Origin of the sequence: Duganella fentianensis, from assembly GCF_964031615.1 — a bacterium.
Taxonomy (GTDB): domain Bacteria; phylum Pseudomonadota; class Gammaproteobacteria; order Burkholderiales; family Burkholderiaceae_D; genus Rugamonas; species Rugamonas fentianensis_A.
In genome coordinates this window covers 538333-563442 of record NZ_CAXIQN010000022.1, presented here as the reverse complement: position 1 = coordinate 563442, position 25110 = coordinate 538333, and the positions used below count along the sequence as shown (strand labels likewise).

The following is a 25110-nucleotide window of genomic DNA, read 5'->3' as shown; positions in this document are numbered from 1 at the left end:
ATGACCCGTACCATCCACCGTAATTTTGCCGAAGTCACGGACGCCGAAAGCGCCCGCACGGCTTTGCTGGCCAGCGGTTTTCCCCAGTCCTGCATCCAGCTGACCAAGCATAAACCGCTGCCGACCAGCGTGTCTACCAGCACGGTCGGCAACATCCTCGATGCGCTGACACCCGGCGGTGCAGCAGCAGCGGCCGCCGCGCGCCAGCGCAGCGGTGCCATGCTGACGCTGGATATCTACGATGAGGATGAGCAGGAAAAGGCCGATGCCATCATGGCCGGCTTTGGCGCCCGACAGGCCTGATCAGTCGGCGACGCTGGCGGCACCGCTTGTCGTGCTGCTAGCGTCGGCCTGCGCGGCATACTGGCGCTGCATCCACGCGCCCGCTTCCGCCACCGGTAACGGTCTGGCGTAGAAGTAACCCTGAAACACGTGACAACCGGCGTCACGCGCGGTGATCGCCTGCTCCAGCGTTTCGATACCTTCCGCAACCACTTCCAGATCAAGTGCTGCTGCCAGCTGGCAGATAGCGCGTACCACCGCCACCGCATCGGGTGCCGGTAATGGTTCGATCAGGCCACGGTCGATCTTCACCGTGCTGAGCGGAAGCTGGCGCAGCATGCTGAGCGAGGAGAAGCCTGTGCCGAAATCGTCCATCGCCACCTTGATGCCCAGTTCTTCCAGCACCGTCAGTTGCTGGCGCGTGTCTTCCAGATTATCCACCGCCGCGCTCTCGGTAATTTCCAGCGTGAGGCTTTCGGCCGGTATGCAGGTGTTCTCCAGCAGCTTCTGCACGCGCTGAGGGAAGCCCGGATTAAGCAGCTGCACCGGCGAGACATTCACCGCGACCGGCACACATTCCCCCAGTTCGCTACGCCAGCTGGCGATCTGGCAGCAGGCCTGTTCCAGCAGGCTGGCGCCCAGTTCACCGATCAAGCCCGTGCTTTCGGCCACGGCGATAAATTCCACCGGACTGACCAGCCCCACCTCGGGCCGGCGCCAGCGCGCCAGCGCTTCGAAGCCCAGCAACTGACCACTGACGGCATCGATCTTGGGCTGGTATTCAAGGTAGAACTCATGATTGCGTATGCCCTTGCGCAGTGCCTGTTCCGTCGCCAGTGTATCGCGCGACATCTGCACAAAGCGCTGTTCGGCCATGGCCAGTGATGTGCCCGGTGTGCGCTTGGCCTGATACATGGCGGCATTGGCGGCGCGCAGCAAGGCGTCGGCGCTATCGGCATGGGTGGGGAATACGGCCATGCCCATCGAAGCATCGATAAAGTATTCGCCGCCCGGTACTTTGAGCGCCTGCATGCAGGCCGCGCGCAAGCGTTCAGCGATAGCGCGTACATCGTCGCCGGACGGATCGACGATGGCGAATTCATCGCCACCCAGCCGCATCAGTTCTCCCTTGCAGCCCAGTGCCTGCGCCAGTGCCGCAGCAAACGCCTTGAGCAACTGGTCGCCCGTCAGATCACCCTGACTCTGGTTGAACAGTTTGAAGCGGTCGATATTCAGCACCACCAGCGTGCACTGCATGGAACCATCGGCCAGATAGCAGTACTCGCGCAGATGGCGCATCAGCACGCTGCGATTGGGCAGCCCTGTCAGTTCGTCGTGGCTGGCCTGATGCAGCAAGGCGCGCGCGCTGGCATTGCGCTCGCTATCATCGGTAATCAGAATCTGGGTGGCCTGCTGGCCATCCCATTCCACCCGCCATGCTTCGAAGCGCAGTTCCAGCGTACGCCCGCCCGCCACTTCGCAGCGGTCTTCCCAGTGCGCAACATCCTGCTGGCCTGTTTGCAGTAGCTGGTGCTCACGCAGCAAGGTCTGCTCGCAGAACAGGCCAGCCGGCAGTTCGCGCAGGCTGGCATAAGCGCCCTGCCCCAGCGGTACGCCGTACAGATTGCGCACAGCGGGATTGGCATACAGTATGCGCTCGCTATCGGTCACCACCACACCCTGCACCGTATGTTCGGTCATCTGCTGAAAGCGTACGCCCAGCCGCGCCGATTCGCGGATCGCGCCTTCCAGCGCGGCCAGCGCAAAAATCACGCCGATGGCGGTGCGGATCAGCGTGGCCCACAGAAGATTCGCGGCCAGCCCCTGCTCGGCATACAGGATCAGGAACAGCTGGTTCAGCCCCAGCAGGATCAGCAGCGGACCCACCCAGCGCTCCAGCCCGACCTGCTGCCACAGCCAGCGCGTGGTCAGGACGCCGGTACCACACAGCACCAGTAGATACAGTATGGGCCAGTAGAACAGCTTATGACCAGCCGGTGGCAGCACCAGTGTCAGCGTGGCCAGCGCGGCCAGCGTAATGGCCGCCAGCGGCGACAGGCGCCGCCCCGCCAGGCGCAGCACGCCGGAGGTGAGGAACAGCATGCTGGGGATGGCGCCCTGCAGCGCCAGCAGCGTGGGCAGCAGATTCAGACTTGGCGGTAGCACCAGATGCAGCAGATAGCCTATCGGCAGCAGCACCGCGCACAGTGTCGCCAGCCCCATATCGCGCGCAAAGGTCTGGCTGCGGTGGCGCCGCCAGATCAGCAGCAAGCAGGTGCCGATGATGCTGAATACCCCTGCATTGATCAGATATAGGTAGTAGGTGGCTGTCATCTCAACTGTTATGGTGCTGGAATACCTGCCGCAGATAGGCCAGGAAGGTTTCGTCCTTACATAGAGTCTTGCCGGGCGAGTCGGACAGCTTGGCCACCGACTGACCATTGCAGACCACCAGTTTCATCACGATGTTCAGCGGTTCCAGCCCCATGTCATTGGTCAGATGGGTGCCGATACCGAAACCGGTCATGATGCGGTCGGCAAAATGGCCATACAACTCAAAGGCCTTGTGCAGATTCAGGCCATCGGAAAACACCAGCCGCTTGGTGTTGGCATCGATACGCAGGCGCGCATAGTGCGCCAGTGCCTTTTCGCCCCACACTACAGGATCGCCGGAATCGTGGCGCAGGCCGTCGAACAGTTTGGCGAAATACAGATCGAAGTCGTTGAGGAAGGCATCCATGCCCACCACGTCGGTGAGGGCCACGCCCAGATCGCCGCGGTATTCCTGCACCCACGCTTCCAGCGAAGCTTTCTGGAAATCGCGCAGGCGCACACCGAAAGCCTGGAACGACTGCATGTATTCATGCGCCATGGTGCCGATCGGTACCAGCCCGAAACGCATGGCCTGATACACATTCGAGGTGCCCTTGAAGTACTCGGGCACCTGCTGCGCCAGACACTGCACCACTTCATCATGCCATGCGCCCGAATAGCGCCGGCGCGTGCCGAAGTCGGAAAACTCGAAAGGATTGCGGCGTGCCGGCTGCTGGCCGAAGGCTTTGAGTGCCGCCACTTTGGCCTGCAGGCGGGTGCGCCCTTCGGCCAGTGCTGCAGCCTGATCGAAGCGGCGGAAATACAGTTCGTTGACGATGTATAGCACGTAGATTTCGAAGCCCATCACGTGCACCTGCGGCCCGCTGGCGCGGATGGTCAGGGTATCGCCCTCCGTGCCCACACTGATGAAGCGGCGTTGGAAGCGGAACACGGTGAGGAAGTCGACGAAATCGCTCTTGATGTAGCGCAGCGTACGCAGATAGCGCAATTCCTCGTCGCTAAAGCTCATGCTGCACAGATGATCGAGCTCGCGTTCCAGCTCCGCGCGCAGTTCGCAGAGCGGATAGGCCGGCTGGTTGCGGCAGACGAATTCGTACTCGGTATGGGAGTTCGGGTGACCATGCAGCAGCGCCTGCCACATGGTGAATTTATACAGGTCTGTTTCAAGCAGACTGCGTACTACCGGCGCCGTCATGCGGCAGCCGCCAGTTCGGCCTCTGCCTGTTCTGCTGTCAGCAGGCGCACGCCACGTGCCTGCATGGCGTGCAGGAAGTCCTGATAGGCTGCCTCGAAGCCCGCGACGGGGCTCATGCAGTCGGTAATCAAAGCCAGCTGCGCCACCTTGTCGGCGCCGATATGGGCGACGATATGCTCCACCGTGGCCTTGACGCAGTGGCTGCCCGCTTCGCCTGCCACGTAGATCACATCGGCCCGCGCCAGCCGCGCAATGAAGGCCGTGTTGAGTGCCGTTTCCGGATCGTCGGCATCGGGCACTTCCGCCATCACGGCCGAATAGTGCTCGGTCCACGGGTTGCTACCTTTATTCAGTTTGTGCACCACGCGCTGGTGTGCATCTTCCCACTGGGCATAAGCCTGACGCACATCTTCATGCACGTTATGGCCCCAGCTGCCGATTTCGCAGTGCAGCGGCCACACCATCAGGCGATAGCGTCCGGTGGCTTCCAGCTGGTCGAGATAGTGCAGCACCCGCGTCAGCGCTACCGGCTGGCGCGGCTGGTACTCGCCGCTGCGCACGGCGGCAGCGCTGATCTCGGTGAACGGACTAACCGCGCCGCCGTCGGCGCGCTGCCAGAAGGTGGGGTGAGCAATGTCGTAGCGGTGGTGCGAATCGAGCGTGATGCTGATCTCGCTCAGGGCAGCACGGCCGTAGTTAATCAGTCGGGCGAGGCGCAGCATATCCTGATGGGCGCCGGTGACGGGCAGCGCGGGCGTGCGCACTTGGCCACTGACGGGATCAACGGGGCAGTAGGCGGCCGGCAGATCACAAAAATCATTTTGCGGATCGATGATCAGCAAATGCAACTTCCTCGACATGGAGACTCCAGAACAGACACAGAAATGCAGGACCAGCCTTGCGTTATCGCAATTATCGGCGAAGACGGGGAAAATCGCAGAATAAACCGCACGCTCAAAACAAAAAAACTCCCTGCGGCACGCGACCGCTAGGGAGTGGGACTGTGTTGTCTAGACAGCTTAGGCGGCAATCGCTTCCAGCTGGTTGCGGCTCTGGCTCAGCGCTGCTTCCACTGCCGCTTCGCCCATGGCCACGCCTTCGGCCACGATGAAGCTGACGTCGGTCATGCCGAGGAAGCCCAGCACGGTGCGCAGATAGGTGGTGACGTGGTCATAGGCAGCGGCAGGGCCGGCGCTGTAGACGCCGCCCGAGGCGACGAATACGATGACTTTCTTGCCGTGCACCAGACCTTCAGGGCCGTTAGGGCCATATTTGAAGGTGCGGCCAGCGCGTGCCACGTGGTCGATCCATGCTTTCAGGCCGGACGGTACGGAGAAGTTGTACATCGGTGCGCCGATCACGATGGTGTCGGCGGCCAGCAGTTCGTCCACCAGCGCATCGGAAGTCTTGATGGTCTGGGCCTGCTCGGCATTGCGCTGCTCGGCCGGGGTAAAGTAGGCACCCAGCATCTGCTCGGTCAGGTGCGGCACAGGGTTGGCGGCCAGATCGCGCGTCACCACTTTGCCGTCCGGATTGGCGGCCTGCCATTTGGCAAGGAATTCGCCGCCCAGCTGGCGCGACAGGGAACCTTGTTGACGTACACTGCTATCAATGTGAAGTAAGCTTGCCATGTTCAATTCCTTTTCAAAGGGAGAGGGATTGCAGGCATGATAGTTCGGGTTTATTATCGATGGAATAGTCTAAATTTAAATCGTATTCATCGATAAAATCGATAACAGAAAGCTCTCCATGCGCGATCCCGGCCTGCCCTCCCTCGACCAGCTGCGTGTTTTCATCGCCGTCATCGACCATGGCGGCTTTGCCCATGCAGCGCGCGCACTGCACCGTACCCAGTCCGTCATCAGCTACACCATCGCCAATCTGGAAGACCAGCTGAATATCGCCCTGCTCGACCGCAGCAAACGCAAGCCCGTGCTGACGGAAGCGGGCAAAGCGCTGCTGGCCGATGCCCGTGCCGTGTCGCTCAAGGTGGATGGCATGCGCGCCCGTGCCAAGGCCCTCTCGGCCGGACTGGAAGCGGAAGTTTCGCTGGTGGTCGATGTGATGTTCTCGACCTGTAAGCTGGTGCGCATTCTGCACGCCTTCCAGAACGAGTTTCCCACCGTGGCCATGCGGCTGCGCACGGAAGCGCTGGGCGCCGTTACCCAGCTGGTGATGGAACGCGAATGCCACATCGGCATCAGCGGCTGGATGCCCGGTGCGCCCGATACCATCGAGCGACAAAGCTGCGGCTTCGTCACCATGGTGCCGGTGGTTTCACCGGAACACCCGCTGGCACAGATCAAAGGCAAGATCCCCAACGAGGTACTACGCGAGCACACCCAGCTGGTGCTGACCGATCGCAGCACGCTGACCAAGGGACAGGATTTCGGCGTGCGCGCGCTGCGCGACTGGCGCCTGGGCGACCTCAGTTCCAAACACGCGCTGCTGCGCAGCGGTATAGGCTGGGGCAATATGCCCGTCGAATTCATTCAGTGGGATCTGGATAACGGCCGGCTAGTGCAGCTTGATGTGAGCGAAGGCAGCTCGTTCAGCTTCCCGCTGTACGTGATCCGTCGTGGCGACGAAGAACCGGGGCCGGCCTCGCGCTGGCTGATGCAGCAGTTCCTCAACCTCGAAGATGCCACACCCGACCAGACGCAGGCCGAATGTGCTGCGGCATCGCAGCGCGCACCGGCGCCGCTGACACTGCGCCGGCGCTAGTCGCCAGCGCGGGGATTGAAGGCCAGATCGCGCGCCATCGCTTCGTATAGGGCGCGTCCTTTTTCGCTGGTGGCCGGTGGCAGCACTACGTCCAGCAGCAGATACAGATTACCAGGCTCGCGCGCCGGCAGCCCGCGTCCACGCAGACGCAGCTTGCTACCTGTCTGCGATCCGGCCGGTACGTTGACCTTGAGCCGGCCGGACGGGGTATTAACTTCGATCTCGCCGCCCAGCGCCAGCTCCCATGGCGTCACCGGCACGCTGGCATACACATCGCGCCCTTCCACACGGTAGCGCGGGTGGGGACGGAACTCCACTTCCAGATACAGATCACCACGACCGCCGGCACCAGCCTGCCCCTGACCGGATAAACGTAGCTGCTGGCCAGCGCTGATGCCTTTCGGGATATTCACCGTCAGATTGCGTTCACTACGGTAGCCATCGGCTTCCGTCACATACACGGTAATGGTGCGGCTGGCCCCCTGATAGCTGTCCATCACATCGATAGCGATGCTGGCGTGGCTATCGTCGCCCTTGCGCGGTGGCGCCTGACGCCGGCGCCCGCCGCCCAGATTGGCAAACAAGTCGGAGAAAAAGTCGCTATCGATGCCGCCGAACCCACCGCCACCACCACCGTGGGTGCGGCCCCAGTCTGGCGGTGGGCGGAATTGCTGGCCGGCGCGATACTGGTGCCCACGTCCCAGATCATCATAGGCGGCGCGCTTTTCCGCATCGCCCAGCACGCCATAGGCTTCGTTCAGCTCCTGGGTCTTCTGCTGGGCATTGGCTTCCTTGCTGACGTCCGGATGGTATTTCCGTATCAGCTTGCGGTAAGCCTTCTTGATTTCCTCTTCGCTGGCGGTTTTAGCCACCCCCAGCGTCTGGTAGTAATCCTTGTATTCCACGTACGGCGCTCCTTTTCCCATCCGGCGCCGTCATGATAACGCATCGCACCTAGCGGATACGGCGCAGCGAGGAAATGCGGTTATTCATATTATCGAGGAATTCGTAACGGCCCGGTTCCAGCACGATGCAGCGGCCACCAAAATCCGCATGTTCGCACAGTTCCCAGCGGCCCTCATTGACAACGATAGAACCGGCCTGATCGTTGAAGTCGTAATCCACCAGCGTGCGCACATCATTGCGCAGGCCAAGGCGGGCACCATTGAAGGCAGACTGGGAGAACAGCTCGATCGGATCGCGCCCATGGCCGTGGCCACGCTCGTCGTCACGCTCCCAGCGGCGGCCATGACGTTCATTGCGATCGTTACGGTCATTGCGATCGTTACGATCCCAGCGCTCGTTATGCTCGTTGCGCTCGTCGCGGCCATTCCACTCGCCACGGCCGCCGATCTCGCGCGCCGAGGAAATCATATCGTTAAAGCCGGCCAGCACCGGATACTCGCCCCGCTCCACCACCATGCAGCGACCACGGAAATCGGCGTGCTCGCACAACTGCCACGTACCGGAACGCACCACCACGCTGGAGGCGCGGTCATTGAAGTTGTACGGCACCAGATCGGGCGTCTCGCCGCGCAGGCTCAATGCCGGCCCATTGAAATTGGAGTGGGTGTAGAGCGTGATTTCGCCAGCCTGAGCGGCGGCAACGGGCAGCGCCAGCACGAGGGCGGCACGGAGAATACGGAGCAGAGAGGTTTTCATGGTCGTGAGTATGAGCTAGGTGTCGGCACGCTGGCAAGCTGCCATAGTCTCATAACGCGCCAGCGCTACGCATGGCTGACGGCCAGCCATGCCCAATTTGCAAGAATTTGTAAGACAAGGCCGCAGGCTGCGCGCTAGAATGGCCGCCACTGGCTAGAATGGCCGCCACTAAACTGCTTTGCTCCGAGCCACCCTACTCCCCATGCCGCACAAATTCACCCTGCACAATCTCCGTCACGAAGTCGCCGCGCTGTGGGCGCTGTCATGGCCCATGCTGATCGGCCAGCTGGCCACGGTGGGCATGGGCGTGGCCGATGTGGCCATGACGGGCCACGCCAGCGCCGACGAACTGGCCGCCGTGGCGCTGGGCACGTCGATCTGGTCCATCATTCTCGTCACGGTGAGCGGCATCATGATGGCGATAAACAGCATCGTCGCGCATGATGTGGGTGGCGGCGAACTGGGCAAAATCCCCCATGCCGTGCGCCAGTCGCTGTGGAAGGCGGCCGGCGTGGGCGTGCTAGCCATGCTGCTGGCCAATCTGGCCACGCTGCTGTTCGATCACCTGCAACTGACGCCCTACGTGCATGAACAGGCGGCCCTGTTTGTGCACATCATCAGCTTCGGTCTGCCACCGTTTGCCGCCTACCGTGCCCTGTACGGCTACAGCACCAGCATCAACCAGACCAAGCCGGTAATGGTGATCGCCCTGCTGGGACTGGCCTTCAACGTGCTCAGTAACTGGCTGCTCATCTTCGGCAACTGGGGCCTGCCTGCCGTGGGCGGCATAGGCTGCGCGATTTCCACCGCACTGTGCATGTGGCTGATGCTGTTCGCCATGCTGGCATGGATGCGCTACGCGCCGGCCTACCGCGCCACTTATCCGTTCACCCACTGGGAAGGCCCGCACTGGGGCGAAATCGGCAACATGCTCAAGCTGGGTCTGCCCATCGGCATCACCTATTTTGCCGAAGTCAGTGCCTTTGGCTCTATCAGCCTGCTGATCGCCCGCTTCGGCGCCGTGCAGATTTCGGCACACCAGATTGCCCTCAATTTCACTTCGCTGGTGTTCATGGTGCCGCTCAGTTTCGGCATCGCCCTGATCACCCGCGTCGGCCATGCCATGGGCGAAGGCAATCCGCAGCGGGCGCGCTTTGTGGCGTGGGTGGGCGTGGTCATGTCACTCGCCTTTGGCGCCCTGTCAGCCCTGTTCATCGTGCTGGCACGCACGCAGATCGCTGCGGCCTATACCTCCGACCTCGCGGTGCAGGCGCTGTGCGTTCAGCTGCTGCTACTGGCCGCGCTGTTCCAGCTGTCCGACGCTACCCAGGTAGCGACTTCCTGTGCCATTCGCGGCTACAAGGTGACGCGCCAGCCCATGCAGATCCAGCTTGTGGCGTTCTGGGGCTTCGCTCTGCCGCTGGGCTGCTGGCTGGGGCTGGCGCCGGAATGGCTGCCATGGCGCCCCGCCCAGCCGATGGCGGCGCAGGGCTTCTGGATCGCGCTGGTGATAGGCTTGACGGTCGCTGCCCTGCTACTGAGCTGGGCCCTGCACCGCCTGTCGCTGCAGCGCGCGGCGGCACAGCACGCGCCGCAAAGCTAGGCGCAACGACGGCGAAATCGGCACACGAGGCGCCGAAGGAAAAACGGTTTTCGCCCGTAGATTCAGAACATTGCCATCTCGCCACGACCTGCCTGCTCTGGTATTGTCTCGGATTCCGTCAACCTGAGACTAATCCCCGCCATGCGCTTCATACTCTGCTTTCTGGCCCTCCTGACCGGAGCCCAGGCTTCCGCTGAAAAACTCACGCTAGACCGACTGCATTCCGACCCGTCGCTGAGCGGCCCCGGTGTGCGCAGCCTGAAAGTGTCGCCCGATGGCGCCCGCGTGACCTTCCTGCGCGGCCGCGAAGACAACCAGTTCCAGCTCGACCTGTGGGAATTCAACCTGAAGGACAAATCCACCCACCGTCTGGTCGATTCCAAGATTCTGGTGCCGGACGAGAACCTGTCCGCTGCCGAAAAAGCCCGCCGCGAACGCGAGCGCACGGCCAGCCTGAAAGGTATCCTCAGCTATAGCTGGTCGCCCGATGGCAAGCAACTGCTGGTACCGATTGCCGGCAATCTGTATCTGATCGATGCCAGCAAGCCCGATGCAGCGCGCATGGTCGCCTCCGGCAATGTGCTCGATCCGAAAATCTCGCCGAAAGGCCGTTACGTCTCTTTCGTGCGTGACCAGAACCTGTACGTGATCGATCTGAGCACGGGCAAGGAAAAGCAGCTGACCACGGACGGTAAAGACACCGTGCACAACGGCGAAGCCGAATTCGTGGCGCAGGAAGAAATGGGCCAGACCAGCGGCTACTACTGGGCGCCGGACGATAGCGCCATCGCCTACAAACGCTACGACGAAGCACCAGTACCGGTAGCACGCCGCTTCGAGATCTTCGCCGACCGCACCGACGTGGTCGAGCAGCGCTACCCTGCCGCCGGTGATCCGAATGCGCTGGTCAGCCTGCACATCGTTTCGCCGGTTACGGGCGAGATCCGCAACGTTGATCTGGGCAGCAATCCCGACATCTATCTGGTACGCGCCGACTGGAGCGGCAACGCCAAGTCGCTGCTGTTCCAGCGCCAGAGCCGCGACCAGAAGAAGCTAGAACTGATCGCCGTCGATGCCGCCACGCTGGCGCAGCGCGTGCTGATCACGGAAACTTCGCCAACCTGGGTCAGCATCTTCGACGACCTGCGCTTCCTGTCCGGCGACCGCTTCATCTGGTCGTCCGAGCGCACCGGTCGCAAGCACCTCTACCTGTACGACATGAGCGGCAAACTGCAGCACGCCATCTCCAGCGGCGAATGGGGCATAGACCGCGTACTGGCAGTGGATGAAAAGAGCGGCCGCGTGTTCGTGCAGTCCAACCGCGATGCGGTCGTCGATAGCCAGACTTACGCATTGAAGCTCGATGGCAGCACAGCCAGCAAACCGGCCCGCATCACGCAGGGCGACGGCTGGCACGATGCCGCCTTTGCCCGTAACGGCGAAGTGTTTGTCGACACCTATTCCAACCCTGACCTGCCGCCGCAAGTGAGCATCCGCCGTCCGGACGGCAGCATGGTGAGCTGGCTGGAACGTAATGAACTGAACGCCAGCCACCCTTATGGCAAATACCTCGACGCCCACCTAAAAACCGAATACGGCACGCTGAAATCGAAAGACGGCCAGACCCTGTACTACTCGATGATCAAGCCTAGCGGTTTTAGCGTGATGAAGAAGTATCCGGTCTACCTGTCCACTTACGGCGGCCCGCACTCGCAGCACGTGGCACGCCGCTGGGGCAATCTGTTCGACCAGTACATGGCGCAGCAGGGCTTCATCGTCTGGCGTCTGGATAACCGTGGCTCGTCGCGGCGCGAACGCGCTTTCACCGATGCCAACTACCACAATCTGGGCAAGGTAGAAGTGGAAGACCAGCTGACCGGTATCGAATGGCTGGGCCAGCAGAGCTATGTGGATGCCAAGCGCATCGGCGTATTCGGCTGGAGCTATGGTGGCTTCATGACGCTGCGCCTGCTGGCACAAGCGTCGGACAAGATCGCCATGGGCGTCTCCGTTGCCCCTGTGACGGACTGGGCGCTGTACGACACCCACTACACGGAACAGTTCATGGGCACGCCTAAGGAAAATCCGCAAGGCTATGTCACGGCGGGTGTGTACTCGCACCTCGACGGTCTGAAATCGCCGCTGCTGCTGATCCACGGCATGGCCGATGACAACGTGCTGTTCACCAACACCACGCGCATGATCGATGCGCTGGTCAAGCGCAATGTACACTTCGAGCTGATGACCTATCCTGGCGCCAAGCACGGCATCTCCGGTCGCGGCCCGCAGCGCCATGTGTATGGCTACATCGAAGCCTTCTTCAAGAAGAATCTGAAGCCGGAAACCAACTAAGCGGTATCCGCAGTACGCGCAACAGCCGCAGGCAGCGATGCCTGCGGCTGTTGCTTTATGGGCGATCGCAATGAACCCAATTAATTGCGATTGCCCTTGTTGAGATCCTTCACAACTTCCTTGGCATCACCTAGCCCTTTCTGCAATTTGCCGGCAGCCTGCTGGCTCAATCCTTTCGCCTGCTGCTCACTACTGCCCACCAGCTTGCCCACTTCCTGTTGCACCTTGCCGCCCACTTCACGGGCCTTGCCTTTTACCTGATCCTTGTTCATGGTCAACTCCTCTATCAACAATGAAACGACAGTACACACAGCGTTGCGCTATGTGCATACGCGTCAATATAGGCAGTCGCAACCTTGTACTCCGTGCGCCAGCACACGCCCGCAAAGCATACCGGCCATGCCGCATCGCAGCAGCGGCAGGCAGCTTGCAATCGACTCGACAGAAAAGATACGCTGATGTAACAAATTTGTTTCTTTCCCTGTGGGAATCGCTATATAGTTAGCAAACAGAAACGCGCAATTTCAATTGGAGAAATCAACATGAAGCTTGATGCACTGTTCCAGAATCCCACCGCGTTGCCAACCGCACCTAAGGTGGTTGAAGAGCTGATCAGCAGTTTTGATAAAGCGAGCGTTTCGACGGAAGAAATCGCCAAGAAGCTATCCACCGATCCTGTGTTGAGCGCGAAATTACTGCGTCTGGCCAACTCGGCTTACTACCACGTGTCGCGTAGCATAGGCACGGTGGAAGATGCGGTACTGATGCTGGGCTTTGTCACTGTCCGCACGCTGGTCATCAGCTCCGGTCTGGTGAGCGGCTTCAAGACGGTACCGGGGCTGGACCTCAAACAGTTCTGGCGTTACAGCCTGCACACGGCCGTCGCCGCCAAATGGATCGCCAAAAAGACCAAGGAAAACACCGACCTCGCCTTCACCATCGGCATGATGCACGGCATCGGCCAACTGGTGATCCACTCGGCCATGGCCGAGCAGGCCATGGCGCTGGACAAGGTTGCCGGCCCGCTCGATGCGCGCCGCCTCGACGCCGAACAGGCCTCGTTCGGCTACACCTTTGCCGATGTGGGTGCAGAACTGGCACGCCGCTGGAAATTCCCACCCACCTTCGCGGAAACCATTTCAGCCTTCCCTGAGCCACACCATAACGGCGAACTGAACCGTCTGGCCGCCGTGGTCGCACTGGCCGCATGGCGTGCCCGGGTAGAGCAGGCCCAGTTGAGTGCCGAAGAAATCGCCGCCTGCTACCCGACCGATCTGGCCGAAGAACTGGGACTGGATGACGATGCCCTGATCGACGAAATGCCATCGCCGGATGAGTTGTCGGCCGGTCTGGAAGAACTGGTGAAGTAAACAGGCCCCCAGACAGTCAAAACAGTAATCAACTGACAACAAAAACCGCCCGAATCACCATCGGGCGGTTTTTTTTCACTTTTTTTCAAAAATATTTGAAAAAGACCCTAAAGTTCCCGTTCGCCCCGACGTTAATCAGGACATGCGGTAATCCGCCTAACCAGCCAGGGTGCGAATATGACCTCCAGCGAAGTCCTCTCGATGTACGAAAATATTGCCGGTATGACCAATCACATGGCCAATGCCGCACGCATGGGTGACTGGGATGGCCTGAGCAAGCTGGAAAACCGCTGCGCCGCCGAAAGCCGCGCCATCAGCACCGGCGTACCTGCCCTGAGCGGCGCCCAGCGTCTGCGCAAAATCGACCTGCTGAAACAGATTCTAGCCAACGACCGCGCTATCCGCGACGTGACCGAGCCCTGGATGAACACGGTTCCCGGCATGGCTGCCTGATCCGGCACCCGCCCAGTAAAAAAGCGCCTTATTAAACAAGGCGCTTTTTTTTCGTCCCGACCTCCCCTCACCTCACGCAGCCTACTGCTGCATCAGCGATTCCGGCGTCACATCTTCTAGCGGTGGCGCCTCCTCATGCTTCACTTCCGGCTCGGCCGCCTTTTTCTTCCGGAACAGTTGTCCGATTTTTAACGGTGGCGCACCGCGCTTCTTGCGCAGGAATAACCAGCCGGCCAGCCCCAGCACCAGTGCGGCCACGCCTGCCCCAGCGGCAATCAGTGGCACATTCAGGCTGCTAGGCGGTGGTTCCGGTGGTTTCTCTTTCTTGTACTTCAGCTTGGGCAGGACTTTGACCTTTTTCACCGGTCCGGACACAGCCTCGCTAGCCGCAGCAGAGGCCGCCGCCGAAGCCTCTGCCGAGGCCGAAGCTTCCGCCCCGGCGGAAGCAGACGCCGCATCACTGGCGCCACCATGGGCCGCCGCCGCACGGGCTTTGGCCAGTTCACCCTGCACACCGGGAGGTGGCACCCAGCGCTCTCCACTGGCGGCCTCGCCGCCAGTGGCAGCCGGTTCGGATGCGTGCGCGGCCGCGCTGCTAGCCAATTTTGCCGGCGCCGAAGCTGCCGCGCTTGCAGCAGCCGACGCACTTGCCGCGCTACTGGCAGACGCGCCAGCCGCCGGTGCACTGCCTTTTCCCGCAGGCGCCGCGCCCAGCGCCCCCTGCAGCACTTTCAGCTTGCCTTCCAATTCGGACAGTTTGCTATTCAGCTCCTGACTATGCGCATCGAAAGCCGCACACTCTTTGGCTGCCGCAGGTGCCGGTGCAGCCGAACAGGCCGCAGGTGCAGGGGCACGCTTGACACTCTTGGGCAGCGGCAGATTCGGCATAGGCAGCAGCGCCTGCGCCACCGGCACCGGTACGGCAGCATCAGAGGTCGCCTCGCCAGAACTTGCCGCTTTAGCGGGTGCAGGCTTGCTCGGCGCCGATGGGCGACGTGCCGGTGCAGCGGCTGCACTGGCACGCAAACCACCGGCCACACCCACTTCCGACTCATGCAGCGAAGGCATAGGCGCTGCCCGACCACGCGCAGCCGCTAGCTCGGCGGCTGCGGCCGGTACAGCCGTGGACGGCAAGGGCGCAGGCGGCAACGGTGCGGGCGCCGGACTGCCCACAGCAGTCACCGGTGCCGCACTGGCGCGCGAAGGATTCGGATCAGCCTGCAGCCAGACGGTGGCAGCGCGCACTTCCTGCCGCCCGCCACCACTAAGTTCTAGGAACAGGTGCAGATAGTCGGCCTCGACCGGCCGCGTGGTGCTGACCCGCAGATACTGGCGACCATCACGCCGCACGATGGTCATGTGCAAGCCGGCCAGCGCCGGATTCATGCTGATATTCGCGCCACGGTAGACGTTTTCCTGCGCCAGTTTGACTTGCAGGGTGGCCGCTTCGTCAGGCGCAACCTGCACCAGTTCGATATCGGCCGATAGTGGCTGACCGATGAAAGAACGTACTGAAATATCCCCCAGCTCGGCCGCAGGCGCAGCCGTCGCCAGCAGCAGGCTGCCGGCGATAGCGGTGAGTGAAGTCAGTAGTGGTGAACGCTGCATGTCGGGTGCGGCTGGACGCAAAGGCTAAAAGTGTATCAGTTATAACGGCAATTTTTCCCCGTTTTGTAGCCCTCGGATAATTTTTCGCCACTAGGCTACACTAGGAAGGGATGATCAAACGGACAAGCTTGCCCACCTTATAAAGGATGCCTCATGGATACCCGCACCGAACATGACAGCTTTGGCCCGATCGAAGTACCGGCAGCGCAGCTTTGGGGCGCCCAGACCCAGCGTTCGCTCGAACACTTCCGCATCTCCAGCGAGCGCATGCCACCCCAGCTGATTCATGCGCTGGCCAGCGTGAAGCGCGCCGCCGCAAACGTCAACCGCGATCTAGGCCTGCTGGCAGCCGACAAGGCGCAGGCCATCATGCAGGCGGCCGACGAAGTGCTGGCCGGCCAGCATCCGGATGCGTTCCCGCTGGCCGTGTGGCAGACCGGCTCCGGTACCCAGACCAATATGAATATGAACGAAGTGCTGGCCAACCGCGCTTCCGAGCTACTGGGTGGCAAACGTGGCCAGGGCCGCTTGCTGCATCCCAACGATGACGTCAATCTGGGCCAGTCCTCCAACGACATCTTCCCCACCGCCATGCACGTGGCCGCCGCCGTGGCACTGGCCACGCAGGTGCTGCCCGTCCTGCGCCAGCTGCGCACCACGCTGGACGCCAAGGCGCAGAGTTTTGCCGGGATCGTCAAAATCGGCCGCACCCACCTGCAGGACGCCACCCCGCTCACGCTGGGGCAGGAGTTTTCCGGCTACGTGGCCCAGCTGGATTTCGCCGAACAGGCCATCACCCAGACGCTCGCCGGCGTACTGCAACTGGCGGCCGGCGGCACGGCAGTTGGCACCGGCCTGAATGCCCACGCGGAATTTGCCAGCCGCATCGCCGCCCAGCTGGCGCAGACGCTAGGCCTGCCCTTCGTGACGGCGCCCAATAAATTTGCCGCGCTGGCAGGCCACGATGCGCTGGTGCACGCTCACGGCGCACTGAAAACCCTCGCCACCGCTCTGATGAAAATCGCCAATGATGTGCGCTGGATGGCTTCCGGCCCCCGCTCCGGTCTGGGCGAAATCAGCATCCCCGAAAACGAGCCGGGCAGCTCCATCATGCCGGGCAAGGTCAACCCCACCCAGTGCGAAGCGCTGACCATGCTGTGCTGTCAGGTGCTGGGCAATGATGTGGCCATCAGCATGGGCGGCGCTTGCGGCAATTTCGAACTGAATGTCTACAAGCCCCTGATCGCTCACAACTTCCTGCAAAGCACCCGCCTGCTGGCCGATGGCATGCACAGTTTCGAGCATCACTGCGCGGCAGGCATACAGCCACAGCACACGCGCATTGCCGAACTGATGGAGCGCTCTCTCATGCTGGTCACGGCGCTCACGCCCCACATCGGCTACGACAAGGCGGCCGCGATTGCCAAGAAAGCCCAGCACGAAGGCAGCACCTTGCAGCAAGCGGCACTGGCGCTCGGCTATGTGACGGCTGAACAGTTTTCCAGCTGGATCGATCCGCTGGCCATGACCCGCCCCGGCGCGCACGGCTAATCGCCATAACGAAGATCCACAGCCAAGCCCCAGCGCTAGAAACCCTGCACATAGCGCAGGCCCAGCAGGTATTCCGGCGCGGCGGCGGCATTGTGGCCCGGATGCACCCGCCACATGATGGCGGCGCTCAGCCGGCCCTGCCGCGCCATGCCATCCGGCCGCAACGTATAGCGCAACTCCACATCGCGTTCTGTGGCAGTAGGACGCAGATTCAGCATGGCCGTACCATAAGGCAGTGCGCCCGGTTCCCCCGTCAGCGCCACTGTGCTGTTGCCTGTGAGCGTGCCGCTGCGCACCCGCGCCGGCACGGACAGGGTGAGCGCCAGACTATCGCCCGTCGCCAGCCACTCGCGTCGCGCCCACGACAGGCTGTAAGCCAGTGTGCGCACCGAAGAAACCTGCGCCAGCAGACTATCGGGTGCGCCCAGTCCTTCCGTGCGGGCGGCTGACACCATGGCCGTAACGGCACTGTGGGGCGTCAGCGCATAACCCAGGGTGGCGGCAGTAAAGCTGGTGCTGGGACGGGTGTACATGGCCAGCGCGGGACTCTGCTGAGGGCCAGACACACCCACCCCTTCGCGCAGTACGCCTATGCTGACGATGCCGACGGCAGCGCCCATTTTGCGCTCGAACTCGGCACTGGTAAGAAAACGCTGGCCCGGCGCATTCAGCGTGGGGCCCAGCGGATCGAGCGGCGCCAGCGGTGCCGGCAGGCTGCCCAGTTGCAGCCGTGCCGTACTGCCCCCCAGCACACTGTCGGCATGAGTCTGACCCGCTGCTGCTGCGGGCCACGCCGGCAGCAATAGACTCGCTACAAAAAGGCAAACAATTGCATAACGCATGGTGCACCTCCTTCCGGCCACATGGCCGAGGCTAGATTCACTGCAGCCTTACTTACAGCATAGCGAGTACTTTTCTAGAGAGCAACCTCAAGCATAGCCGCCACATAGAGTAAACTGCCACACTTGCGCCATTCTGGCGGGCGGAACGCACTGCGTTCCCATCACAGCAACAGAGGATAATATGCAAAAAGTCAGTTTTGAATTGAATGGCGAGTTTGTTGAACTGAATCAGTTATTGAAACTGGTGGGCCTGTGCGACAGCGGTGGCGCCGGCAAAATGCTGGTCGCCGGGGGCAGCGTCAAAGTCGATGGCAAGAAGGAACTGCGCAAGACCGCCAAGATCCGCGCCGGCCAGTATGTGACGCTCGGCGAGGTGCGCATCGACGTGCATAACGCATAATACTTATTGTATTGAAGAAATAGTTTGATACACTATAGTCTGTCGCCATTTTGTGGCGCCACAAACGGGGTGGCCGTTTGTGAACTATAGTGGAACTGTCTACTCGCCAGTTCTGTCATCAATTTGTTAGTCAGGGGTACGTCATGGACGATCCTGAAGTGAAACTGCAATCGCAGGAACGTTTGCTGGAAGACTTGCGGCAAGTGATAGAAAACGCCGAGGATTTGCTCAGCAACACCAACGCCTATCACAGCCAGCTGTACCAGCATGCACGCACGCGGCTGGCGCAGGCACTGCACTACGCCACGGAAGAACTGGCCCGCTTCGAAGACATACAGGTGGACCGGATGATAGAACTGACCCGCGCCGCCAATCTGCTACATCAGGATCTGAGCGGCGAAGCGCGCCTGCTGCGCGCTTTCAAACGCCAATAAGTTCCAATAAGTTCCACTAAGTTCCCCTGAATTCCCCTGCCTTGCCGGCGCGTACGCCCGCGCGCCTAGCCACGCCGCCGCGCCAGTGCCTGATCCAGTGAAATCCGGCCCGGTCCGTAGACCAGCAGTGCCAGCAGCAGCATCCCCCAGTAGAAATGGTCATTGATGGCTGCAGGGCAGTCAAAGCTGAACAGCTGCGGGTAGGACAGCACCGCCATCCCATTCACCAGCAACAGCGCCAGCGCTGCCGGACGCGACAGCAAACCGGCAAACAGTAGCAGCGGCAGCCCCAGCTCCCCCGCCGCCCCCAGATAGGCCGCCAGTTCCGCTGGCAGCAAGGGGACATGGTATTCCTCGCGGAACAGTGCCAGCGTGGCACTCCAGTCCCCTAGCTTGACCATGCCCGCCTTGAAGAATTGCCAGCCTACATACAGGCGCAGGAACAAGCCCAGCGCTGCACCACCCCATTGCGTCAGCTTGTCATCCAGTACCAGGCTACGCTGGTACAGTGCCGCTAGAACTACCATGATTTCCTCCCAAATTAGCTTGGTCGGAACTAGCGCACGATCCTGACAAAAATTTCGCAGGCCAGCCATTGCTGCAGATGCGCGGCAAAATCAAATGCCTGATCCAGCTCGAACGCAGCATCGAGCGCATCACCCAGCGTGGCGCCAGCGGCCAGCACGGACAGTGCCGCATGGCTGGCGGGGCTGAGCATGAGCAGGCGTGCGCGCCATTGCGGCCGGCATACCAGCCCGTACTGTTTGCCGCTGACCGGCGCATACGCTGCCACTGCGCTGTCGGACTGATGCGCACACCATGCGTCGAGCACCGTCCATGCGGGCGCCAGCAGGGTGCAGCTGGGTGCCAGTTGCAGGTGCAACTGCTCCAGCTGATCCGGCGGCACAGCCGCCATTTCGGTCGCACTGACAAGCGGTTCTGCTGCCGCATAGTGGGCACGGTGCATAGCCCATTCCAGTTCCGCCATATCCGGCAGATAAGGCAGTTCCGCCACGGGCGGGAAGCTGTGCAGGAAAGCGGCGAAACGGTCGCCAAAGCAGTTCAGATCGGGATTATCGGATGGATGGACATGACCATAGGCACGCGTCAGCCCTGCGAAAAATTCCTCCCCCACCAGCTGGCGAATCACCGGATAGGCCGAGGCCAGTATCTTGTGCCAGCCCACTGTGAGGTTGCCCCGATACAGGGCAAAACGGTGTTCATTCTGCTCGCCTTTGAACAGCGCCAGCGCGGCCGGCGTCTGCAGCGGATCGAACAATGCAGCAGTGAAGGCTTGCTGGCTGGCAGCCAGCACAGGCAGATCCTGCGTGGCGCTGGCGAGCGGCGACTGCTGCATCAGCAAGGACGGCGGCACATGGCGCGCCTGCAGCGCGTCCGCTTTCGCTGCATCGGCCAGCAGCACTTCCAGCGGCGGCACATCGGTATCCCATTCGATCAGCGTGGGCACAGCGCCAAAGCGCTGCAAGGCGTGCTGGTATAGCTGCCAGACTTCGGCGCTGACGGGCGCACCGTGATGATCGATCACCGCCTGCGGTGTCACCAGATGACCAGCCAGATGAATTTCGCCCACCGTGCCGGGCTGGATGGCAGCCATGGCAGCGAGCGCGTCTTCGCCATGGTTGCATTGATTGACGTACAGATTATTCACGTCCAGCAGCAGCGCACAGCCCGTGCGCGCCACCAGTGCGGCGAGAAACTCGGCCTCGCTCATGGCATCGTGCCGGTAGCGCAAATAGGTTGAAACGTTTTCCAGCAAAATTTGCCGCTTGAGCACATCCTGCACTTGCTGCACGCGCGCACTGAACAGGTCGAGCGCAGCATGATCCAGCGTCACGGGCAACAGATCGTTGAGCTGACGGTCGGCCACGGCGCTCCAGCACAGATGCTCGGATACCAGTGCAGGCTGCACCCGTTCAACCAGTGCCCGCACCCGTTCCAGATGCCGAGCGGAAAAACCGCGTGCCGAGCCCAAGCCCAGTCCCACGCCATGCAGGCTGATGGGGTAATCCTGTCGCAACTGCTCCAGCACATGGCTGTCCCAGCCGCCCTGATCCAGATAATTCTCCGTGTGTACTTCCAGCCAGCCCACTTGCGGCCGCTGTTCCAGAAACTGCCGGTAGTGAGGCGTTCTCAGCCCGACGCCCACACCGGCGACGGGCGCTACACTCCAATTCAACGACATAGCGCTGCGCCCGATGAACGATTACTTGGCCGGTGCCATGGTCTTGCCACCGGATTTTTCGCACGTACCTTTGGCCACGTACTTCCATTCGGTAGGCGCATTGTCCGTCTTGGCCTGTCCTGCGCACGAGTGGGCGCCGGTAGCGCAGTCATTGGCACCGGCTTTGGCGACGCCGTAGCATTTTTCTTTTTCTTCAGCAGCAACAGCCTGCGTCATGGAGGCCGCGCAGACGGTGGCCAGAGCAGCGGCGATCAGAGCTTGACGTTGGTTCATGGTAAATCTCCTCGATAGTAAAAGTGGTGTTGTGCTGCACAAGCGTGTGCAACTGTACCGTAGTCGCAGCACATGGGCGTGACCTTACACACTTTTTTCAGATTTTTTTTCGGGAGAATGAAACGGCAGGATGCGGCGAATGCCGGTGGCGCGCACGCGCACCCGCGCACCGGCACGGCCGGCCTGATCCAGGCAGGGCCGCAACGGCAGAGAACACGGCGCTCAGGCCGTGGTATTGATGGTGTTACCGAGGTGCGAAGGCAGATTGGGTGCCGAAGGTACCGGCGGAATCGCTTCGATCAGCGCACTGGCACTGGAAGCCTGAATATCCTGTGCTTTTTTCAGCACGGCCACGCCTACGGCCTGCTTGGTACCGGTGTCAGCAATCGTGCTGGCAGTCTGGGCAATGCCTGAGATGTCCATGAAATCCTCCATTAAGGGGTATCACGAAGATTTACGGACAGACCAGCGCAAACTTTAGGCAGTTTGCCGCATTTATTTCGATTCTTTGCAGTAATTCCGCACCCACTCCAGCACACTGGCACGCTGGTTCAGATCGAGCCAGACCAGATGGGGCGGCAACTCGGCCGGCGCTGCTTGATCTGAAGCAACAGCATAAATGTACGGATCATGCGGATAAAGTGGCGGCTTGCCCACTTCGGGCCGATACACTTCCAGCTTGGGGATAGGGTCGGATTTAAAGCCTTCCAGCAACGTCAGGTCGGCGGGCGACATGCGCGCCAGTTGCTGCTCCAGCGTGGGCTCGGGCGCTCCGCGCAGTTCCTGCACGATGGACACGCGGTAAGGCGATGCCACCATCACTTCGGCCGCACCGGCCAGGCGCAGCCGTGCACTATCCTTGCGGGGCGGCTCCAGTTCGATGTCATGGTGGCTGTGCTTGATCATATTGATGCGCACACCCTCGGCCGCCAGACTGGTGATCAGAAATTCCAGCAAAGTGGTCTTGCCGCTACCGGAAGTACCGGTTACCACCAGCACTGGGGAAAGCTGGCCGCCAACGAACTTCTGCATAGTGCTACTCCGCGAAAACAGGTTGCCGCCATTATACGCAGCAGCTGGTTTTCACGGCGCTAGCGGTTTATTCGTCGAGTTGCTTGAATGGCTCGTTACGGCGCTGGCTGCTGCCCAGCGCCAGCATGCCCAACCCTATCCACAGCGCGGCATAGGAAGTGCTTACGGGATGGGGCGCCTCTTCCACCGTGGCCGCGTGGGCGCGTGGCATGGCAAAAACGGCAGCGAGCAGCAGGGGCATCAGGTTCAGGTATTTCATCATAAATCCGTGCGAGAAGATCAATGATGTAAAAATATCACTGCCGCGTGACGCCTTGATGACAGGTCTAGTACGGTATGCGGTAGCGATAGCCCCTGAAACTGAAAACGGCTTCGCGTGCCTGCAGCTTTTCCAGCACCAGACCGGGCGCCACTTCCTCGCCTTCGTGGCGCAGCACTTTATCCACCAGCAGCAAGCGGTCAGCCGGATTGGACGAATAGATATAGCCCCCCACCGCCACGGTCGGAATGGCGCGCTGTATCGGCTCTGGCAATTCACGCAGATTGAGCACAGGTTCTTCGCTGGCACGGGTGCTAGCGGCCGGCTTGAGCGCGGCACTAGTCGGGGCAACATTCGCTGGCGCTGGCGCAGCCGCAGCTGCAGGCGCTGGTGAGGCTGCGCTTTCGCCCGCACGTAGCACCACCCCGCCATGCGCTTCCGGCACCGGCAAGGGTTGCGGCATATCCACGGGAGGCGTGGCGGCGCGCAGCACCAGTTCCGGTTTGATTTCCTTCGGCACCCCGGACGGTAACGGCGCATGTGCCGGCGCTGCCGTCAGCACAGCTGGCGTTGCACTGGGAGCGGGGCGTAGTAACAGCACCAGTAGCGCCACGATTACCAGCGCCATCAGCAAGGCCGCCAGCACCAGCGGGCGGCGCCACCACGGCAGTGCTGCTGCCAGCGACGGCGCCTGCATGCTCGCTGCATGCAGCGTCGGCGCATTGCCCAGCTGTCTTTCAGCCTGCGCCTTCTTCAGCGCTTCCAGTATGTACGACATTTATTTCTCCTCCGCTGACAGCAAGCGCGGCTCGCGCACCCCACCCTGCTGATACAGGCGGATAAAAGTTTTCGGACCGGCCACGCCGTCCGCCTTGAGCTTCTGCTCGTTCTGGAATTCCGTCAGGCGCGCACGCAATGTAGCATTCAGCGGCTGGCCTTCGGCCGGCTTCTTCAAGCCATACATCTGTGCCAGGCGGCGCGCCAGCCAGTCCACATCGGGGCCTTTATCGCCCGCCGAGACTTCATCGCGCCAGCTACGCGGGGCACGCCAGTAGGTACTGAACTCGCCACTAAAGCGCGCTTCCAGTGCTGCCAGTTTGACCCGCTGCGACTTGCCATCGCCCCCCTGCAAGGTAGCGTAAGCATCATCGAGCGCCGTCAGCACTACATAATTCGGTCGCACCGGATCATCATGCAGCGTCAGCACGGCCGGCCGGTCGAGCTGACGCAATTCTTCCAGCCCGCCTTTGGCTGACAGGCAGCGCAGATTCAGCTTGGCCGCCAGCGTGCAGGGGTCGCCTTCCGGCAGCTTCAGCTCCCAGCGCGCCGCCAGAACACGCAGCGCGTCGGACTGGCTATACGCCGCCCCTGCTGTTGCCGCCCCCGCTGATACGCCGCCTGCTGGCAGCGTCCCAGCCGATGCCATGCCCGCCGCCGCACCGGATACTGGCGCGGCCGCTGCAACCGGCGCTGCCGCCGCAGCCGCGCCGGTCGTGGCAGAAGCTGGATTTGACGCTGCCGGCACCGCCGGCGTAACGGCGGCGGCCGGCGCCGCTACTTGCGCCGCCTCACCAGCCGGCGCACGCCCGTAGCCCAGCCACACGGCGCCACTCAGCACGACCCCGCCCAGCACTCCGGCTGCCAGCAGCGGCCAGCGCGGCGGCGTGCCCGCTGCGCTGCCTCCCTCGGAACTGGCAAACACTTCCGCCGCTGCCTTGCGCAAAATCGCCCGGTTGACCTGCGGCTGATTCTCCACATAAGCGCCCAGCAACGCGCGGTCGCACAGCAGGTTGATACGGCGCGGCACACCTTTGGTGAGCTTGTGCAGCAGCGGCATCAGCGTGCGCGGGAACGGTGCGCTTGCCACCGCTCCGGCCACCGCCAGCCGGTGCTCCACATAGGCGGCGGTTTCCGCCGCCGTCAGCGAACCAAGGTGATAGCGCGCAATCACCCGCTGCGCCAGCTGTTCCAGTTCCGGCTGCGCCACCATGCTGCGCAGTTCCGGCTGGCCGATCAGAATAATCTGCAGCAGCTTGCGCTCGCTGGTTTCCAGATTGGTCAGCAGGCGCAGCTGCTCCAGCACGGCAGCTGACAGATTCTGCGCCTCATCGATGATCAGCACATTGTTGCGTCCCTGCGCATGGCTGGCCAGCAAGTAGGCATTGATGGCATCCACATAGGTTTTAACGCTGACGGCACCCGCGCCCTGCGCTGGCAGCACAATGCCGAATTCGTCACAGATCGACAGCAGCAGTTCTTCCACCGACAGCTTGGGATTGAAGATGTAGGCCAGCTTGCAGTTCTCGGGAATCTGCTCCATGAAGCAGCGGCACACAGTCGTTTTGCCGGCGCCGATTTCGCCCGTCAGCAGCACAAAGCCACCGCCACTGCCCACGCCAAACAGCAGATGCGCCAGCGCTTCGCGATGGCGTTCGCTCATGAACAGGTAGCGCGGATCAGGGGCGATGGAAAACGGCGACTGTTTGAGATGGAAGTAGTGGGTGTACATAGTCAGAACGGCACAGGCGGCAGC

26 protein-coding genes are annotated in these 25110 nt (G+C 61.8%); 9 read left to right on the top strand and 17 right to left on the bottom strand.

Going from position 1 to position 25110, the window contains the following annotated elements; genetic code table 11:
* Complete coding sequence (locus ABNT42_RS19690; RefSeq protein WP_348699838.1) at window positions 1-303, top strand: hypothetical protein; 303 nt, start codon at window positions 1-3, stop codon at window positions 301-303.
* Here ABNT42_RS19690 and ABNT42_RS19685 read toward each other — a convergent pair whose 3' ends face one another.
* From ABNT42_RS19685 to ABNT42_RS19670, 4 genes are all read right to left on the bottom strand, one after another.
* Window positions 304-2616 carry an EAL domain-containing protein gene (locus tag ABNT42_RS19685; RefSeq protein ID WP_348699837.1) on the bottom strand — a complete coding sequence of 771 codons (2313 nt, stop codon included), beginning with the start codon at window positions 2614-2616 and terminating at the stop codon, window positions 304-306.
* A gap of 1 nt (window position 2617) precedes the next feature.
* A complete protein-coding gene (gene pncB / locus ABNT42_RS19680) occupies window positions 2618-3811 on the bottom strand; it encodes a nicotinate phosphoribosyltransferase (protein ID WP_348699836.1) in 1194 nt (397 codons plus the stop codon).
* Window positions 3808-4671, bottom strand: a complete 864-nt coding sequence (locus tag ABNT42_RS19675; RefSeq protein WP_348699834.1) for a cysteine hydrolase — start codon at window positions 4669-4671, stop codon at window positions 3808-3810. Before ABNT42_RS19675 ends, pncB begins: the two co-directional genes overlap by 4 nt.
* A gap of 159 nt (window positions 4672-4830) precedes the next feature.
* Window positions 4831-5442 (bottom strand): FMN-dependent NADH-azoreductase, encoded by a 612-nt coding sequence (locus tag ABNT42_RS19670; protein WP_348699832.1) that lies wholly within the window; start codon window positions 5440-5442, stop codon window positions 4831-4833.
* A gap of 118 nt (window positions 5443-5560) precedes the next feature.
* Here ABNT42_RS19670 and ABNT42_RS19665 point away from each other — a divergent pair, with 118 nt between their 5' ends.
* On the top strand, window positions 5561-6535 hold the full coding sequence (locus ABNT42_RS19665; RefSeq protein WP_348699830.1) for a LysR family transcriptional regulator: 975 nt from the start codon (window positions 5561-5563) through the stop codon (window positions 6533-6535).
* Here the strand turns inward: ABNT42_RS19665 and ABNT42_RS19660 are convergent.
* Together ABNT42_RS19660 and ABNT42_RS19655 are read right to left on the bottom strand one after the other, a co-directional pair.
* A complete protein-coding gene (locus ABNT42_RS19660) occupies window positions 6532-7440 on the bottom strand; it encodes a DnaJ C-terminal domain-containing protein (RefSeq protein WP_348699828.1) in 909 nt (302 codons plus the stop codon). The genes ABNT42_RS19665 and ABNT42_RS19660 overlap by 4 nt on opposite strands.
* Before the next feature lie 49 nt (window positions 7441-7489).
* On the bottom strand, window positions 7490-8197 hold the full coding sequence (locus ABNT42_RS19655) for a beta/gamma crystallin-related protein (RefSeq protein ID WP_348699827.1): 708 nt from the start codon (window positions 8195-8197) through the stop codon (window positions 7490-7492).
* A gap of 202 nt (window positions 8198-8399) precedes the next feature.
* Here ABNT42_RS19655 and ABNT42_RS19650 point away from each other — a divergent pair, with 202 nt between their 5' ends.
* Together ABNT42_RS19650 and ABNT42_RS19645 are read left to right on the top strand one after the other, a co-directional pair.
* Window positions 8400-9800 carry an MATE family efflux transporter gene (locus ABNT42_RS19650; RefSeq protein WP_348699825.1) on the top strand — a complete coding sequence of 467 codons (1401 nt, stop codon included), beginning with the start codon at window positions 8400-8402 and terminating at the stop codon, window positions 9798-9800.
* Between the two features lie 141 nt (window positions 9801-9941).
* Entirely contained in the window at window positions 9942-12152 is a 2211-nt protein-coding gene (locus tag ABNT42_RS19645) for a S9 family peptidase (protein ID WP_348699824.1), read from the top strand.
* An 80-nt stretch (window positions 12153-12232) separates the two neighbouring features.
* Here ABNT42_RS19645 and ABNT42_RS19640 read toward each other — a convergent pair whose 3' ends face one another.
* Complete coding sequence (locus ABNT42_RS19640) at window positions 12233-12424, bottom strand: CsbD family protein (protein WP_348699822.1); 192 nt, start codon at window positions 12422-12424, stop codon at window positions 12233-12235.
* 270 nt (window positions 12425-12694) lie between these two features.
* On the opposite strand from ABNT42_RS19640, the gene ABNT42_RS19635 reads away from it, so the two are divergent.
* Window positions 12695-13522: an HDOD domain-containing protein gene (locus ABNT42_RS19635; RefSeq protein WP_348699820.1), complete on the top strand. Its 828-nt coding sequence runs from the start codon at window positions 12695-12697 to the stop codon at window positions 13520-13522.
* A 177-nt stretch (window positions 13523-13699) separates the two neighbouring features.
* Window positions 13700-13975, top strand: coding sequence for a flagellar protein FliT (locus ABNT42_RS19630; protein WP_348699818.1), 276 nt, complete (start codon window positions 13700-13702; stop codon window positions 13973-13975).
* 81 nt (window positions 13976-14056) lie between these two features.
* On the opposite strand, the gene ABNT42_RS19625 is transcribed toward ABNT42_RS19630, so the two are convergent.
* Window positions 14057-15583, bottom strand: coding sequence for a hypothetical protein (locus ABNT42_RS19625; protein ID WP_348699816.1), 1527 nt, complete (start codon window positions 15581-15583; stop codon window positions 14057-14059).
* Window positions 15584-15736: 153 nt separating this feature from the next.
* On the opposite strand from ABNT42_RS19625, the gene fumC reads away from it, so the two are divergent.
* Complete coding sequence (gene fumC, locus ABNT42_RS19620; protein ID WP_348699814.1) at window positions 15737-17134, top strand: class II fumarate hydratase; 1398 nt, start codon at window positions 15737-15739, stop codon at window positions 17132-17134.
* Between the two features lie 35 nt (window positions 17135-17169).
* Here fumC and ABNT42_RS19615 read toward each other — a convergent pair whose 3' ends face one another.
* Window positions 17170-17976 (bottom strand): hypothetical protein, encoded by an 807-nt coding sequence (locus ABNT42_RS19615; RefSeq protein ID WP_348699812.1) that lies wholly within the window; start codon window positions 17974-17976, stop codon window positions 17170-17172.
* A 181-nt stretch (window positions 17977-18157) separates the two neighbouring features.
* Here ABNT42_RS19615 and ABNT42_RS19610 point away from each other — a divergent pair, with 181 nt between their 5' ends.
* Window positions 18158-18376 (top strand): RNA-binding S4 domain-containing protein, encoded by a 219-nt coding sequence (locus ABNT42_RS19610; protein ID WP_348699811.1) that lies wholly within the window; start codon window positions 18158-18160, stop codon window positions 18374-18376.
* 143 nt (window positions 18377-18519) lie between these two features.
* Window positions 18520-18810: a hypothetical protein gene (locus tag ABNT42_RS19605; RefSeq protein WP_348699810.1), complete on the top strand. Its 291-nt coding sequence runs from the start codon at window positions 18520-18522 to the stop codon at window positions 18808-18810.
* 65 nt (window positions 18811-18875) lie between these two features.
* On the opposite strand, the gene ABNT42_RS19600 is transcribed toward ABNT42_RS19605, so the two are convergent.
* The 8 genes from ABNT42_RS19600 to ABNT42_RS19565 form a co-directional block, all read right to left on the bottom strand.
* Window positions 18876-19337: a DoxX family protein gene (locus ABNT42_RS19600; protein WP_348699808.1), complete on the bottom strand. Its 462-nt coding sequence runs from the start codon at window positions 19335-19337 to the stop codon at window positions 18876-18878.
* A gap of 29 nt (window positions 19338-19366) precedes the next feature.
* Window positions 19367-21013 (bottom strand): DUF692 family multinuclear iron-containing protein, encoded by a 1647-nt coding sequence (locus tag ABNT42_RS19595; protein WP_348699806.1) that lies wholly within the window; start codon window positions 21011-21013, stop codon window positions 19367-19369.
* 21 nt (window positions 21014-21034) lie between these two features.
* Window positions 21035-21286: a DUF2282 domain-containing protein gene (locus ABNT42_RS19590; RefSeq protein ID WP_348699804.1), complete on the bottom strand. Its 252-nt coding sequence runs from the start codon at window positions 21284-21286 to the stop codon at window positions 21035-21037.
* A gap of 222 nt (window positions 21287-21508) precedes the next feature.
* Window positions 21509-21709, bottom strand: coding sequence for a YjfB family protein (locus ABNT42_RS19585; protein WP_155434629.1), 201 nt, complete (start codon window positions 21707-21709; stop codon window positions 21509-21511).
* 72 nt (window positions 21710-21781) lie between these two features.
* Window positions 21782-22318: a molybdopterin-guanine dinucleotide biosynthesis protein B gene (mobB, locus tag ABNT42_RS19580; RefSeq protein WP_348699801.1), complete on the bottom strand. Its 537-nt coding sequence runs from the start codon at window positions 22316-22318 to the stop codon at window positions 21782-21784.
* A gap of 67 nt (window positions 22319-22385) precedes the next feature.
* Window positions 22386-22577: a hypothetical protein gene (locus ABNT42_RS19575; RefSeq protein WP_348699799.1), complete on the bottom strand. Its 192-nt coding sequence runs from the start codon at window positions 22575-22577 to the stop codon at window positions 22386-22388.
* A 67-nt stretch (window positions 22578-22644) separates the two neighbouring features.
* Window positions 22645-23355 (bottom strand): general secretion pathway protein GspB, encoded by a 711-nt coding sequence (locus ABNT42_RS19570; protein WP_348699797.1) that lies wholly within the window; start codon window positions 23353-23355, stop codon window positions 22645-22647.
* A complete protein-coding gene (locus ABNT42_RS19565) occupies window positions 23356-25086 on the bottom strand; it encodes an AAA family ATPase (protein WP_348699794.1) in 1731 nt (576 codons plus the stop codon).
* Between the last annotated feature and the right edge of the window lie 24 nt (window positions 25087-25110).

Coding starts and splice junctions, on each gene's coding strand:
- ABNT42_RS19690 (WP_348699838.1), top strand. CDS start 1: ATGACCCGTACCATCCACCGTAATTTTGCCGAAGTCACGGACGCCGAA.
- ABNT42_RS19685 (WP_348699837.1), bottom strand. CDS start 2,616: ATGACAGCCACCTACTACCTATATCTGATCAATGCAGGGGTATTCAGC.
- pncB (WP_348699836.1), bottom strand. CDS start 3,811: ATGACGGCGCCGGTAGTACGCAGTCTGCTTGAAACAGACCTGTATAAA.
- ABNT42_RS19675 (WP_348699834.1), bottom strand. CDS start 4,671: ATGTCGAGGAAGTTGCATTTGCTGATCATCGATCCGCAAAATGATTTT.
- ABNT42_RS19670 (WP_348699832.1), bottom strand. CDS start 5,442: ATGGCAAGCTTACTTCACATTGATAGCAGTGTACGTCAACAAGGTTCC.
- ABNT42_RS19665 (WP_348699830.1), top strand. CDS start 5,561: ATGCGCGATCCCGGCCTGCCCTCCCTCGACCAGCTGCGTGTTTTCATC.
- ABNT42_RS19655 (WP_348699827.1), bottom strand. CDS start 8,197: ATGAAAACCTCTCTGCTCCGTATTCTCCGTGCCGCCCTCGTGCTGGCG.
- ABNT42_RS19650 (WP_348699825.1), top strand. CDS start 8,400: ATGCCGCACAAATTCACCCTGCACAATCTCCGTCACGAAGTCGCCGCG.
- ABNT42_RS19645 (WP_348699824.1), top strand. CDS start 9,942: ATGCGCTTCATACTCTGCTTTCTGGCCCTCCTGACCGGAGCCCAGGCT.
- ABNT42_RS19640 (WP_348699822.1), bottom strand. CDS start 12,424: ATGAACAAGGATCAGGTAAAAGGCAAGGCCCGTGAAGTGGGCGGCAAG.
- ABNT42_RS19635 (WP_348699820.1), top strand. CDS start 12,695: ATGAAGCTTGATGCACTGTTCCAGAATCCCACCGCGTTGCCAACCGCA.
- ABNT42_RS19630 (WP_348699818.1), top strand. CDS start 13,700: ATGACCTCCAGCGAAGTCCTCTCGATGTACGAAAATATTGCCGGTATG.
- ABNT42_RS19625 (WP_348699816.1), bottom strand. CDS start 15,583: ATGCAGCGTTCACCACTACTGACTTCACTCACCGCTATCGCCGGCAGC.
- fumC (WP_348699814.1), top strand. CDS start 15,737: ATGGATACCCGCACCGAACATGACAGCTTTGGCCCGATCGAAGTACCG.
- ABNT42_RS19615 (WP_348699812.1), bottom strand. CDS start 17,976: ATGCGTTATGCAATTGTTTGCCTTTTTGTAGCGAGTCTATTGCTGCCG.
- ABNT42_RS19610 (WP_348699811.1), top strand. CDS start 18,158: ATGCAAAAAGTCAGTTTTGAATTGAATGGCGAGTTTGTTGAACTGAAT.
- ABNT42_RS19605 (WP_348699810.1), top strand. CDS start 18,520: ATGGACGATCCTGAAGTGAAACTGCAATCGCAGGAACGTTTGCTGGAA.
- ABNT42_RS19600 (WP_348699808.1), bottom strand. CDS start 19,337: ATGGTAGTTCTAGCGGCACTGTACCAGCGTAGCCTGGTACTGGATGAC.
- ABNT42_RS19595 (WP_348699806.1), bottom strand. CDS start 21,013: ATGTCGTTGAATTGGAGTGTAGCGCCCGTCGCCGGTGTGGGCGTCGGG.
- ABNT42_RS19590 (WP_348699804.1), bottom strand. CDS start 21,286: ATGAACCAACGTCAAGCTCTGATCGCCGCTGCTCTGGCCACCGTCTGC.
- ABNT42_RS19585 (WP_155434629.1), bottom strand. CDS start 21,709: ATGGACATCTCAGGCATTGCCCAGACTGCCAGCACGATTGCTGACACC.
- mobB (WP_348699801.1), bottom strand. CDS start 22,318: ATGCAGAAGTTCGTTGGCGGCCAGCTTTCCCCAGTGCTGGTGGTAACC.
- ABNT42_RS19575 (WP_348699799.1), bottom strand. CDS start 22,577: ATGAAATACCTGAACCTGATGCCCCTGCTGCTCGCTGCCGTTTTTGCC.
- ABNT42_RS19570 (WP_348699797.1), bottom strand. CDS start 23,355: ATGTCGTACATACTGGAAGCGCTGAAGAAGGCGCAGGCTGAAAGACAG.
- ABNT42_RS19565 (WP_348699794.1), bottom strand. CDS start 25,086: ATGTACACCCACTACTTCCATCTCAAACAGTCGCCGTTTTCCATCGCC.